The sequence below is a fragment of the Sphingomonas sp. 2378 genome (assembly GCF_038084995.1).
Taxonomy (GTDB): domain Bacteria; phylum Pseudomonadota; class Alphaproteobacteria; order Sphingomonadales; family Sphingomonadaceae; genus Sphingomonas.
The window spans coordinates 167,727-180,248 of sequence record NZ_JAXCMJ010000003.1 but is presented as its reverse complement, the minus strand read 5'-3'; the positions used below and the strand labels follow the sequence as shown (position 1 = coordinate 180,248).

Sequence of the window (12,522 nt, the reverse complement as noted above, 5' to 3'; positions counted from 1 at the left end):
TGCAGGGGAGAAATGAACCGGTCTCAGCGCGGGGTCGCGAACCAAATGGTGTGGGTCGCGCCCTTGCCGTTCTCACGCGCCCGCACTTTCACTTCATCCACGGTGAAGCCCGCGCGAGACAGGCGGCGAGTGAAGACGGGGTCGGGCGCGGCGGACCAGATCGCCAGCACGCCGCCCGGGCGAAGCGCGATGCGCGCCTCGTCCAGCCCACGGGCCGAATATAGCCCGTCATTGGCCGGGCGGGTCAGACCGTCGGGGCCATTGTCCACGTCTAGCAGGATCGCGTCATAGGTGCCGCGCCCCGCATAGATGGCATTGCCGACATCGCCCATGGCCAGCGTCACGCGCGGATCGTCCAGGCACCCGGCGGTCAGTTCCGCCATCGGTCCGCGCGCCCATTCGATGATGCCTGGCACCAGCTCGGCGACGGTGACCCGCGCATCCTTGCCCAGCCGCGCCAGCACCGCGCGTAAGGTAAAGCCCATGCCATAGCCGCCGATCAGCAGATGCGGCGCATTCCGCCCGTCCAGCCGGTCGCAGGTCATCGTGCCCAGCGCCACTTCCGAGCCGCTCATCCGCGTGCTCATCAGCTCGTTGCGGTCGAGGACGATCATGAAGTCCTTGCCGCGCCGGAACAGGCGTAGCGGCTCGCCGCCGGGCACCTCGGCGACGCCCAGCAGCTCGCGCGGGGTCACTTGCCCTGGCGTGCCTTGCGAGCGGCGTAGCGGGCGTCGCGGGCGGCCTTCAGCTCGGCGGCGGTCGGGACCACCGGCGGACGCGCGGCGGCGGCAGCGGCCTCTGCGGCGGCGTCCGCCTCGGCCTTGGCCTTGGCGCGGGCTTCCTCGCGCGCAGCCTTTTCCTGCTCGATCGCGGCCTTGTGCGCGGCGCGACGCTCGGCCTCGGCGGCCTCCTTGGCCTCGCGCGCGGCGGCGCGGGCGGCAACCACCGCCGGATCGGGCGCGGCCTTGTTGCGCAACTTTTCGAGTGCCGCCGCCTTGGCATCGCGCGAGGCCGATGCACGATCGGCGAAACCGGGAACCTTATATCCTGCCATCAATCATCTATCCCGTTTGGGGGCGCTGGGCCCCATAGCACAACGGCCCCGCATCGCTGCGGAGCCGTCGTAGAAACTGGTGGACGCACTTGGGCTCGAACCAAGGACCCGCTGATTAAGAGTCAGCTGCTCTACCAACTGAGCTATGCGTCCGGTCGTCACGCTCGTCAGGCCGTCCGGCGGCCCGCCTCGTGATCGGGAGGCGCGCCTTTAGCATCGCCTTCCCGCTTTGCAAATGCTTTTCGGCGAATGACGCCACTTTTTTTGGGGGTCACCAGCGCGCGGCGCGTCGGTTTTCCCGGTCGATCGCCATCAATATGCCCAGGCACAGCAACACCGTCATCTGCGACGATCCGCCATAGCTGACCAGGGGCAGGGGGATGCCGACCACGGGCGCGAGACCCATGACCATCATCAGATTGACCATGACATAGATGAAGATCGTGGTGGACAGTCCGGCGGCGGTCAGCCGGGCGAAGCGCGTCGGTGCGGCCTGCGCCACGTTCAGGCCCCAACGGATGACCATCAGGAACGCGAAGATCAACAGGCACCCGCCGATCAGCCCCCATTCCTCCGCCATGGTCGCGAAGACGAAATCGGTATGACCTTCCGGTAGATAGTCGAGATGGCTCTGCGTGCCGTTGAGGAAGCCCTTGCCCCATATGCCGCCCGATCCGATCGCGATCTTGGACTGGCTGATATGATAGCCGGTGCCGAGCGGATCGCTTTCGGGGTCGAGGAAGATCAGCACCCGGTTGCGCTGATAATCGTGCAGCACGAAATTGACCGCGAGCGGCGCGGCCACCGCCAGCGCCATCGCCCCGCCGATGAAGAGGCGCAAGGGCACCCCCGCCAGGAACATGACGGTCGCCCCGCCCGCGCAGATCATCAGCGCGGTGCCCAGGTCCGGCTGTTTCATCACCAGCGCGGCGGGCACCGCGATCATCGCCGCGACGGGCCATATTCCGGAGAATCGCCGCGTTTCGGCAGGAGGCATGAGTTCGTAGAAGCGCGCCGCGCCCAGCACGATGAACAGCTTCATCAGTTCGGACGGCTGGAGTCGGATGAAGCCGACGTCCAGCCATCGCTGGCTGCCCCCACGCACCGCGCCGAGCAGTTCGACCAGCACGAGCAGCACGACGAGGATGAGATAGCCCGGCATCGCGATCCGTCGCCACAGATCGAGCGGCAGGCGCGACAGGACCAGCGACCCGGCCAGCAGCACGAAGAAGCGCACCCCCTGCGGCTTGGCCCAGGGGGTCAGCGATCCGCCCGCCGCCGAATAGAGCACGACCAGCCCGAAACAGCCGATCGCCATGACCAGCAGGATCACCCGCCAGGGCAGTTGCGCGATGGGTTCGGGGATGATGCGGGGGCCGCTCATGGATTGGGGTCCGCTATATCGTCGCTGGGGTCGGTTTCGCGCGTCGCCATCGCCTCGGCCTGGGCGTCGGACACGTTGGTCGCGGCCTCGACCGCGGGGGCGTCGGTGGCGGCACCCGCATCGGTCTTGGTCGCGGCGGAGGCGGGCTTGGGCGAATGGGCGGCCCGATAGGCGGCTTCGTCGGCGCGCATCCGGGTGGCGATGTCGCCGCCCCAGGTCGGTTCACCTTCCGCCAGCGAGGCGAGCGCCCGGTCCCGGTCGAACAGATAGGTCATGATGTCGCGCCCGATCAGCGGCGCGTCGAGATTGCGCACGGTATGGCCGTTATGTTCGAGGACGACGGAGATGGCATAACGCGGATTGTCGGCGGGGGCGAAGCCGACGAACAGCGCGTGATCGCGCAGCTTGAAGGGCAACTGCCCGTTCTTGAGCACGCCGGTACTGCGCCGCTCCGCCATGCTGATCCGGCGAACCTGCGCGGTGCCGGTCTTCGCCGCGAGCGCGACGCCGGGCACCAGCATCCGCGCCGCGCCGCCCGTACCGCCCTGGTTGACCACGCCGAACATCGCGTCGCGCACGACCGCCAGATGCTCGGACGCCAGGGGCAGGGCGGGGGCGTCGAGATGGACCTGATGCGACAAAAGGCTGGGCTTCAGGTCGCGACCCGAGGCGATCCGCGCCACCATCACCGCCAGTTGCAACGGATTGGCCAGCACATAGCCTTGGCCGATCGAGGCATTCAGGCCGTCGGCGATGGTCCATTTCGTCTTGTATTTCTTCAGCTTCCACGCCGAATCCGGCACGGTGCCGTAACGCTGCGTATTGAGGGGCAGTTCGAATTTCTGCCCCAGTCCCAGCATCCGTGCGACCGGCGCAATCTTGTCATACCCCATGCGCCGGATCATCTCGTAGAAATAGATGTCGCAGCTTTGCTCGATAGCGCCTTTCAGGTTTAGCGCGCCGTGCCCGCCCTTCTTATGGCAGTGGAATATCCCGGTGCCGACCCGCATCGCGCCCGTGCACAGGACGCGGTCGTCCGCGCCGACCCCGGCCGCCAGCAAGGCCAGTCCGTTCATCGGCTTGACGGTCGAGCCCGGCGGATACAGCCCCTGGGTCACCTTGTTCATCAGGGGCACATGGTCATTCTCCGACAGCATCGCCCATTCCAGATGGCTGATCCCGTCCGAAAAGCTGTTGGGGTCGTAGGCGGGCATCGACACCATCGCCAGCGTCTCGCCGGTGCGGCAGTCGAGCACCACCGCCGAGCCCGAATTGGTGCCCAGCCGCCGCGCCGCGAATTCCTGGAGCCCCGCATCGATGGTCAGGCGGATGTTGCGGCCGGGCGTGTCGGGGCGGGTGGCGAGTTCGGCCACCACCTTGCCGCGCGCCGTCACCTCGACCCGCTTGGCACCGGGCTTGCCGCGCAGCACCGGCTCCAGCATCTTTTCCAGCCCGTCCTTGCCCAGCTTGAAGCCGGGGGTGACGAGCAGTTGGTCATGGGTCGCCTTGAACTGTTCGGCGGTGGGCGTACCGACATAGCCGGTCAGATGCGCCACCGCCGCGCCCGCCGGATAGAAGCGCGCGAAGCCCCGCGTCGGCTGGACGCCGGGCAGCTCGGGCAGGCGGACGCTGACGGCGGCGAACCGTTCCCAGTCGAGCCGCTCGGCGACCTGCACCGGCTGGAACCCGGCGGCATGTTCCAGGTCGAGGCGGATGCGGTTCATCGCCTCGTCGTCCAGCCGCAGGATCTGGCGGAGCAGCGCCAGCACGCGGTCCTTGTCCTCCAGCCGGTCGGGGATGATGTCGACGCGGAAATCGGTGCGGTTGTTGGCAATGGGCAGGCCGTGCCGATCGATCAGCCAGCCGCGACGCGGCGGGATCATCGTCGTGTTGACGCGGTTGCTCTCGGAGAGGAGGTTGTACTTCTCGTTCTGCGCGATCGACAGCCAGGCCATGCGCCCGGCGAGCAGCAGGCCGACGGCCCCCTGCGCCGCGCCCAGCACGAAGGCGCGCCGCGAGAAGCTGTAGGCCTGCGCGGCCTCGGTCATGATCCGGCCGGGGCGATCCATGCTCAGGCCCCTACCTCATTCCGGCCGCGTTTGCGATCGATCCACGCGACCAGGCGCGTCGCCATCGGGAACAGCAGGATGGTGATGGCGATCTGGATGACCAGCGGCGCATCGACCTGCGCGCCGACCGGCACGGCCAGGAAACGCCCCGCGATCAGGCAGAAGGCGATGGCGCCGCTGGCGATCAGCCAGTCCTGCCAGAAGTCGCGGAACACCAGCCGATGCTCGAACAGATCGATCGCCAGCGAGGTCAGCGACCAGAGCAGAACGGCGGAGCCGAGCGGCTGCCCCGATACCAGGTCGTCGAACAGCCCGAGCGGCGCGGCCGCCCACAGGCGCAGCGCAAACCGCGCGACCAGCCGCCAGGCGAGCAGCATCAGCAAGCCCATCGGCGGCTGCAACGGCACGATCGCCACCACCGGCACGATGGCGGTCAGCGAACCGGCCATCACGGTCAGCCACGGCAGCGCACGGGCGCGGGCGGGGGGCAGTCCGGGGTCGAAGGGGTTATAGGCGTCGAGGGTCACGGCCGGGGTGCCGGCGCTGATGGCGGCATCGGCATGAAGGCGCGCTGAACGATCGCGAAATCCAGCGTGTCGGGATGGATGAAGGGACGCGCCACCGCGACGTCGCCGCCATCGGTGAGGACGCGTGCCACCGGAATGTTCGGGGCATAGAGCCCGCCGGTGCCCGAAGTCACGAACAGGTCGCCCTTGCCCAGCCGGACATTGGTGGCCACCGACCGGACGTCGAGCGTGCCGTCCCCACGCCCGACGGCGATGGCGGGCATGCCGTCCCGGGTACGCCGCACGGGCACGATGCTCTCGGGATCGGTCAGCAGCAGGACGCGCGCGGCGGCAGGCCCCGACTCGGTCACGCGCCCGATCAGTCCTTCCGGCCCGCGGACCGCCATGCCGGGCTCCACACCCTGCCAGCGGCCTGCGTTGAGCAGCGCGAAGCGGCGGCCGCTGGCCCCCGTCGAGCTGACCAGCCGTGCCGTCACGACGGTATCGGGCGTACGGTCGCGCACCGCCAGCAGACGCCGCAGGCGGCGATTGTCATGGGCGATGGTCTGCGCCGTCAGCAGGACCTTGCGCGACTGCTCCAGTTCGGCGCGCAGCCGGTCGTTTTCGGAATGGACGAAGAAATAATGGCCGATCGTGTCGGGCACGCTGCTCACCGCGTCCCCGATCGCGACGAACGTGCCCGAGATGGGTGCGGTCACGCTGCCCAGCGTCATGCGCAGGGCGGCAAAGGCGGGCGGGTTGAAGGTCGATGCGACAAGCAGCACCGCACCCACCACCGCACCCGCCACCGCGAGCACATAGGCCAGGAAAGCTCCATATTGCCGCCGTCGCGAGAAACCGGTGCGACGGTCGCGGGCGGGCGCCATGCGCCGGTCCCCTTATGCTGGAGGTTAGCCGTTCAGCAGGACGCCGCGATACATCGGGTCTTCCAGCGCGCGGCCGGTGCCCAGGGCGACGCAGGTCAGCGGGTCTTCCGCCACCGTCACCGGCAGGCCGGTCTCGTCCCGCAGCACCTCGTCCAGCCCTTCGAGCAGCGCGCCGCCGCCGGTCAGGACGATGCCCTGGTCGACGATATCGGCGGCCAATTCGGGCGCAGTGTTTTCCAGGGCGACACGGACGCCCTCGACGATGGTAGCGACCGGCTCGGACAACGCTTCGGCGATCTGGCCCTGGTTGATCTGGATTTCCTTGGGCACCCCGTTGACGAGGTCGCGGCCCTTGATCTGGATCGTCACGCCGATGCCGTCCGCCGGGGGACGCGCAATGCCGACTTCCTGCTTGATCCGCTCGGCAGTGGCTTCGCCGATCAGCAGATTATGGTTGCGGCGAACGTAGGAGACGATCGACTCGTCCATCTTGTCGCCGCCGACGCGGACCGAGGTGGTATAGGCCAGACCCCGGAGCGACAGCACCGCCACTTCGGTCGTGCCGCCGCCGATATCGACGACCATCGAGCCGATCGGCTCGGTGACGGGCATGTCGGCGCCGATCGCGGCGGCCATCGGCTCCTCGATCAGGAAGACCTGGCTCGCGCCCGCGTTCGAGGCGGCGTCGCGGATCGCGCGACGTTCCACCTTGGTCGAACCCGACGGCACGCAGATCACGATCTCGGGCCAGCGCGCGAACTTGCGTGGGCCGTGCACCTTCAGGATGAAGTGCTTGATCATCTGCTCGGCCACGTCGATGTCCGCGATCACGCCGTCGCGAAGCGGGCGGATCGCCTCGATATTGCCCGGCGTCTTGCCCATCATCAGCTTGGCGTCGTCGCCGACCGCCTTTACCCGCTTGATGCCGTTGATCGTCTCGACCGCGACGACGGACGGCTCGTTCAGCACGATGCCGCGTCCGCGGACATAGACCACGGTGTTCGCGGTGCCGAGGTCGATCGCCATGTCTTGCGACATGAATTTCAGGAAGCGGGGAAGGGGCATCGAGGCTTTCGTTCCGTCTGTGGACCGGGTGGGCGTGGACTCATATCCCGAACCGCCGCCAAGAGCCGTCACAGGCGCCTGCACCGTCATTTGCGGGGTCGCGGGATGCCGTCGCTTGGGCTAGGGTTTGCCGCATGTCAATACGGCGTCTGCCTCCGCATCTCGTCAATCGTATCGCCGCCGGTGAAGTGGTCGAAAGGCCCGCCAGTGCGTTGAAGGAACTGGTCGAAAATTCGATCGATGCGGGGGCCACCCGGATCGCGGTCGCGCTGGGTCAGGGCGGGCTCAGCCGGATCGAGGTCGCCGATGACGGATGCGGCATGTCGGCGGAGGACATGGCCCTAGCGCTGGAGCGGCATTGCACGTCCAAGCTGCCCGACGAGGCGATCGAATCCGTCGTAACCCTCGGATTTCGCGGCGAAGCCTTGCCTTCGATCGCCAGCGTCGCGCGGGTCACGATCGAAAGTCGCCCGGCGGGGCGTGATGGCTGGAGCCGTGTCGTCGACAATGGCGAGGTGCTGCGCGACGGCCCCGCCGCGGTGCCGCCGGGCACGCGGATCGTGGTGGAGGACCTGTTCGCGCGGGTCCCCGCCCGCCGCAAATTCCTGCGTTCGCCGCGATCCGAATATGCCGCCTGCCTCGACATGGTGCGCCGCCTGGCCATGGCCCGGCCCGACATCGCCTTCACGCTGGAGCATGACGGCAGGCGGGCACTGACCGTGCCGGGCGGCGAGGAGCGACCGGGGCGAGTCGCGGGGCTGACCGACCGCGCGCTGGCGGAGAATTCGGTCGCGATCGACTGGGTCCGTGATTCGGTGACGCTGGGCGGCGTCGCCAGCCTGCCGACCTTCAACCGGGGCATTGCCGACCATCAATATCTGTTCGTCAATGGACGACCGGTGCGCGATCGGCTGCTGATGGGCGCCATTCGCGGCGCCTATGCCGAGATGCTGCCGCGCGATCGCCATGCCGTCGTCGCGCTGTTCCTCGACCTGCCGCCGAGCGAGGTCGATGTGAACGTCCACCCGGCCAAGACCGAGGTCCGCTTCCGCGACCCCGCCCTGATCCGGGGCATGATCGTCTCGGGGCTCCGCCGCGCGCTGGACGAGGCGGGGCATCGCAGCGTGCAGCGGCCCGCCGAGTCCGCGCTCGCCATGTGGCAGACGGAGAGCGTCGGGGCTGCCCCAGCGGCTGCGATGCCGCCCGCTGACGACTGGACCCCCGCCGGTCCGGAAACACGGGTGATGGAGCGCCCGTCGCTCTTCGCGCCGCGCCCCGGCTTTTCGGCCCCCCCGCCGCTGGCCCGCGCCGAAGCCGCCTTCACGCTGCCGCCCGAGGTCCGGCAATTCCCGATGGGCGTCGCGCGCGGACAGGTCGCCAAGACCTATATCGTTGCGGAAGCGGAAGACGGGCTGGTCCTGGTCGACCAGCATGCCGCGCATGAGCGACTGGTGCTGGAGCGGATGCGCGCGGCGCTGACCGGCGGGCGGGTGGCGTCGCAGGCGATGCTGATCCCGGAAGTGGTCGAACTGGACGAACCCGCCTGCGACCGGCTGGAGGCGCGAATGGAGGAACTGGCCGAGTTCGGGCTGGACCTCGAACGCTTCGGCCCGACCGCGATGCTGGTGCGCTCGACCCCCGCATTGCTGGGGCAGAGCGACCCCAAGGGGCTGGTGTCCGACCTGGCCGATGAACTGGCGGCGTTCGACCAGGCGCTTTCCTTGCGCGAACGACTGGATCATGTCGCCGCGACCATGGCCTGCCACGGCTCGGTCCGCGCGGGCCGCATCCTGTCGGTTGCCGAGATGAATGCGCTGCTCCGCGAGATGGAGGTCACTCCGCATTCCGGCCAGTGCAACCATGGTCGCCCGACCTGGGTGAAGTTGCAACATGGCGATATCGAGAAGCTGTTCGGGCGGAAGTGACAGCCTTTTTGCGGCATGCCGAAACGGAAGATGCCCTTGAAGGAGGAATGACGCCATTGTCGATCGGGGCCGTATCCGAGCCTGACAGATGGCATCATCCAACGCTTGGGAGGGAGCAGGGATGAACGATCACGCCATATCCCGCTATGTCGCAGCATGGACGACATCGGCATGGGGCGATGATGCGTCGCTGGCATGGAAGATTGTCCCGTACGCCGAAATTATGGTTGCTCGGCGAATGGAGCATCTTGGCGATGGATATCTGCGGCATGACGGATTTCTGGCCCACCGTACCGCGAACGTCGAATCGGGGGTGACGCTGAAGGGGGTCGGGATCATCGGTCCGCATTGCCAGGTCGCGACCGGCTGCTATCTGCGAGGCGGTGTCTATCTCGCGGCAAATTGTACGCTTGGCCCCCATTGTGAGGTCAAGAACAGTTTTATATTCGATGGTGCGGCGTTGGCCCATCTCAACTTCGTCGGCGACTCCATTGTCGGGGCGGGCGTCAATATCGAAGCGGGCGCGGTGGTCGCCAATCATCGCAACGAGCTAACCGACAAAATCATCCGTATCGCCGTACCTTCGGGTGTGATCAATACGGGCGTCACAAAATTCGGTGCGTTGATCGGTGACGGGGTTAGGATTGGCGCGAATGCCGTCATTGCCCCCGGTGCGCTGCTTCGGCCGGGTACGGTCGTGGGGCGGTTGGAGTTGGTCGACCAATATCATGGCGGATCGCATGCGGCCCCCTCTATCGCCGATATTGTCCGGCAAGCCGAATGAGTATCGAGGCGTTGATCGGGCTTTGCATGATCGCTCGAACCAACACGTAAATCGGCGATAAACCGAGCCTCTTTGGCGACGAACCGAGAAAAATTCGCTCCATGCGTTCATCGTAACGCAACTTTTACACGGTGCTGTCTATTATCGGTCCCAAGAAGAGCTTGGACAGTTTTTTCTATGAAGCACATCATGCCACTCATCTTCGCGCTGATTCCGCTGGCCGCTGTCGTCAGCGCCTGCGTCGCCTGTCCCTGAGGTCATCCGCGCGCGGTATAGGCGCGCACCAGATTTTTGTCTCCCAGGACGCGAAAAGGGCCGCCCGGTCATACCGGACGGCCCTTTCTTTATCGGCGGAAGGCCGAAGCGCTGGGGATTAACCCTGCGCTTCTTCTTCCTGCTCCGGCTGAACCTCGGCGGTGGCGCCGGGCTCTGCATTGGGATCGTAATCCTCGGTGAAGCCGGCTTCGTCACGCTCGAACATCGACGACATCACGTCGACGCCCTGCGCCTGCATCTCGGCCTCTTCCGGCGAGCGGGCGACGTTGACCTTGACGGTCACGGCCACTTCCGGGTGAAGCGCGACGCGCACGTCGTACAGGCCGATCGCCTTGATCGGACGGTCGAGCACGATCTGGCCCTTGTTGACCTTGTGGCCATCGGCGACCAGCGCGTCGACCAGATCGCGAACCGCGACCGAGCCATAGAGCTGACCGACGTTCGACGCCTGACGGATCAGGGTCACGGTCACGTTGTCGAAAGTCTTCGCCTCGACCTCGGCCTCGGCGCGACGGTTCGCGTTCTCGGCTTCGATGCGGGCGCGGTTGGCCTCGAACACCTTCTTGTTGGCTTCGTTGGCGCGCAGCGCCTTCTTGCGCGGCAGCAGGAAGTTACGGGCGTAGCCGTCCTTCACCGAAACCACGTCGCCGATGGCACCGAGCTTCTCGACGCGCTCAAGCAGAATAACGTTCATCTGTAAGACCCCTTACTTCACGACGTAGGGCAGGAGGCCCAGATGACGCGCACGCTTGATGGCCTGGGCCAGCTCGCGCTGCTTCTTGGCCGACACGCTGGTGATGCGCGACGGCACGATCTTGCCGCGCTCGGACACGAAGCCCTGCAGCAGACGGACGTCCTTATAGTCGATCCGGGGCGCGTCCTTCGCGGAGAAGGGGCAGCTCTTGCGGCGACGGAAAAACGGGCGGGCCATTATGCGGCTTCCTCTTCACGATCACGACGGGGGCGGTCAGCGCGGTCGGGGCGTTCGCCACGATCGGCACGACGCTCACGGTCGCGCTCCTGCTTGCGCATCATCACCGAGGGGCCTTCTTCATGGCCGTCCACCTTGACGGTCATGTAGCGGATCACGTCTTCGTTGATCTGGGTCTGGCGCTCCAGCTCGGCAACGACGCCCGCGGGCGCGTCGATCTCGAGCATCACGTAATGCGCCTTGCGGTTCTTGGCGATCTTGTACGCCAGCGAACGCAGGCCCCAGGTCTCGGTCTTCACGACCTTGCCCTGATTGTCCTCGACGATCTTCGTGGCGGCTTCCGCCAGCGCGTCCACCTGCGCCTGTGCCAGATCCTGGCGCGCAAGGAACACGTGCTCGTAAAGAGCCATGCAGCTTACCTTATGTTGGCCGATCGCTGACGCCCACCCCATGTGGTGCGCCCCTCCGGCTGTCTTCCATACTTCAATACCGTCACGCCAAAATGGCATGAGGGCGGGTGAAGCAGGTGCTTCCCGCCCAATGGTGCGCTGGCTCATAGCGGATCGCGGGCAAAAGGCAAGCGGGGAAGATGGCGCGCACTTGCCAGCGGCGGGCGACCTTTCTACCGCGCGGGCCATCCACTTACGCTTTGATGGCAGATAAGACATATGCGTGCATTCATCTTTCCGGGCCAGGGCAGCCAGGCCGTCGGCATGGGCAAGGCGCTGGCCGAGGCGAGCGCGATCGCTCGCGAGGTGTTCCAGGAGGTCGACGAGGCGCTGGGCCAGAATCTCTATCGCCTGATGGTCGAAGGCCCCGCCGATGAGCTGACCCTGACCGAAAATGCGCAGCCCGCGATCATGGCGAACGCCATCGCGACGCTGCGCGTGCTGGAGAGGGAAGGCGGCGTCCGCCTGGCGGAAAAGGCCGACTTCGTCGCGGGCCATTCGCTCGGCGAATATACGGCGCTGTGCGCGGCGGATGCGCTGGATATCGCGACGACCGCGCGGCTGCTGAAGCTGCGTGGGCGGGCGATGCAGGCGGCGGTGCCGGTGGGCGAGGGCGCGATGGCGGCTTTGCTCGGCGCGGACCTGGACAAGGCAAAGGCCATCGCGGGCGCGGCGGTCGATTCGATCCTGGCCGAGGGTGGCGGCGAACTGGTCTGCACGGTCGCCAACGACAATGACCCGTCGCAGGTGGTGATCTCGGGCCACCGCGCGGCGATCGAGAAGGCGGTGGCGCTGGCCAAGGACCTGGGCGCCAAGCGCGCCGTCCTGTTGCCGGTGTCCGCGCCGTTCCACTGCCCGCTGATGCAACCCGCCGCCGATGCGATGGAGGCAGCGCTTGCCGAAGCGACGATCCGGGCGCCGCTGGCGCCGGTCTATGCCAATGTCGAGGCGGCGCCGGTCGCCGATCCGGGCGCGATCCGCGCGCTACTGGTGGCGCAGGTGACGGGCATGGTCCGCTGGCGCGAATCGGTGCTGGCGATGCAGGATGCGGGCGTGGCGAATTTCGTCGAATTCGGCGGCAAGGTCCTCGCCCCGATGGTCAAGCGGATCGCGCCGGACTGCGAGGCGGTCAGCGTCGTGACGATGGACGATATCGAGGGGCTGCTGGCGAAGCTTTGATTTCGCGCGGAGA

The 12,522-nt window shown here is 67.0% G+C and carries 13 protein-coding genes and 1 tRNA gene; 3 read left to right on the top strand and 11 right to left on the bottom strand.

Annotated elements, in window-relative coordinates; genetic code table 11:
* Nucleotides 1-23: 23 nt before the first annotated feature.
* The 8 genes from SM191_RS03055 to SM191_RS03020 all read right to left on the bottom strand — a co-directional run bounded on the left by SM191_RS03055 (nucleotide 24) and on the right by SM191_RS03020 (nucleotide 6,965).
* Nucleotides 24-695, bottom strand: coding sequence for a spermidine synthase (locus tag SM191_RS03055; protein ID WP_341504929.1), 672 nt, complete (start codon nucleotides 693-695; stop codon nucleotides 24-26).
* Complete coding sequence (locus SM191_RS03050) at nucleotides 692-1,054, bottom strand: DUF6481 family protein (RefSeq protein ID WP_322963564.1); 363 nt, start codon at nucleotides 1,052-1,054, stop codon at nucleotides 692-694. Before SM191_RS03050 ends, SM191_RS03055 begins: the two co-directional genes overlap by 4 nt.
* A gap of 77 nt (nucleotides 1,055-1,131) precedes the next feature.
* Nucleotides 1,132-1,207, bottom strand: a tRNA-Lys gene (locus SM191_RS03045).
* Nucleotides 1,208-1,325: 118 nt separating this feature from the next.
* The gene (gene rodA / locus SM191_RS03040) at nucleotides 1,326-2,438 is read right to left on the bottom strand and encodes a rod shape-determining protein RodA (protein WP_306999894.1); all 1,113 of its coding nucleotides are present in this window, start codon (nucleotides 2,436-2,438) and stop codon (nucleotides 1,326-1,328) included.
* Nucleotides 2,435-4,507: a penicillin-binding protein 2 gene (gene mrdA, locus SM191_RS03035; RefSeq protein ID WP_341504928.1), complete on the bottom strand. Its 2,073-nt coding sequence runs from the start codon at nucleotides 4,505-4,507 to the stop codon at nucleotides 2,435-2,437. The genes rodA and mrdA overlap by 4 nt, the downstream gene beginning before the upstream one ends.
* A 2-nt stretch (nucleotides 4,508-4,509) precedes the next feature.
* Nucleotides 4,510-5,034, bottom strand: coding sequence for a rod shape-determining protein MreD (locus tag SM191_RS03030; RefSeq protein WP_056437662.1), 525 nt, complete (start codon nucleotides 5,032-5,034; stop codon nucleotides 4,510-4,512).
* Nucleotides 5,031-5,900: a rod shape-determining protein MreC gene (gene mreC / locus SM191_RS03025; protein WP_341504926.1), complete on the bottom strand. Its 870-nt coding sequence runs from the start codon at nucleotides 5,898-5,900 to the stop codon at nucleotides 5,031-5,033. The genes SM191_RS03030 and mreC overlap by 4 nt, the downstream gene beginning before the upstream one ends.
* Before the next feature lie 24 nt (nucleotides 5,901-5,924).
* On the bottom strand, nucleotides 5,925-6,965 hold the full coding sequence (locus SM191_RS03020) for a rod shape-determining protein (protein WP_042482832.1): 1,041 nt from the start codon (nucleotides 6,963-6,965) through the stop codon (nucleotides 5,925-5,927).
* Nucleotides 6,966-7,099: 134 nt separating this feature from the next.
* On the opposite strand from SM191_RS03020, the gene mutL reads away from it, so the two are divergent.
* Both mutL and SM191_RS03010 read left to right on the top strand, forming a co-directional pair.
* Nucleotides 7,100-8,890 (top strand): DNA mismatch repair endonuclease MutL, encoded by a 1,791-nt coding sequence (gene mutL / locus SM191_RS03015; RefSeq protein ID WP_341504924.1) that lies wholly within the window; start codon nucleotides 7,100-7,102, stop codon nucleotides 8,888-8,890.
* Nucleotides 8,891-9,011: 121 nt separating this feature from the next.
* Nucleotides 9,012-9,674: a transferase gene (locus SM191_RS03010; protein ID WP_341504923.1), complete on the top strand. Its 663-nt coding sequence runs from the start codon at nucleotides 9,012-9,014 to the stop codon at nucleotides 9,672-9,674.
* Between the two features lie 373 nt (nucleotides 9,675-10,047).
* Here SM191_RS03010 and rplI read toward each other — a convergent pair whose 3' ends face one another.
* Genes rplI through rpsF form a run of 3 tightly spaced genes read right to left on the bottom strand, consistent with a single transcriptional unit; the run spans nucleotide 10,048 to nucleotide 11,291 of the window.
* Nucleotides 10,048-10,644 carry a 50S ribosomal protein L9 gene (rplI, locus tag SM191_RS03005; RefSeq protein WP_341504922.1) on the bottom strand — a complete coding sequence of 199 codons (597 nt, stop codon included), beginning with the start codon at nucleotides 10,642-10,644 and terminating at the stop codon, nucleotides 10,048-10,050.
* A 12-nt stretch (nucleotides 10,645-10,656) separates the two neighbouring features.
* Nucleotides 10,657-10,881 carry a 30S ribosomal protein S18 gene (rpsR, locus tag SM191_RS03000; RefSeq protein WP_007403456.1) on the bottom strand — a complete coding sequence of 75 codons (225 nt, stop codon included), beginning with the start codon at nucleotides 10,879-10,881 and terminating at the stop codon, nucleotides 10,657-10,659.
* The gene (rpsF, locus tag SM191_RS02995; protein ID WP_037567458.1) at nucleotides 10,881-11,291 is read right to left on the bottom strand and encodes a 30S ribosomal protein S6; all 411 of its coding nucleotides are present in this window, start codon (nucleotides 11,289-11,291) and stop codon (nucleotides 10,881-10,883) included. Before rpsF ends, rpsR begins: the two co-directional genes overlap by 1 nt.
* A gap of 258 nt (nucleotides 11,292-11,549) precedes the next feature.
* On the opposite strand from rpsF, the gene fabD reads away from it, so the two are divergent.
* On the top strand, nucleotides 11,550-12,509 hold the full coding sequence (gene fabD, locus SM191_RS02990) for an ACP S-malonyltransferase (RefSeq protein WP_341504921.1): 960 nt from the start codon (nucleotides 11,550-11,552) through the stop codon (nucleotides 12,507-12,509).
* Nucleotides 12,510-12,522: the final 13 nt, after the last annotated feature.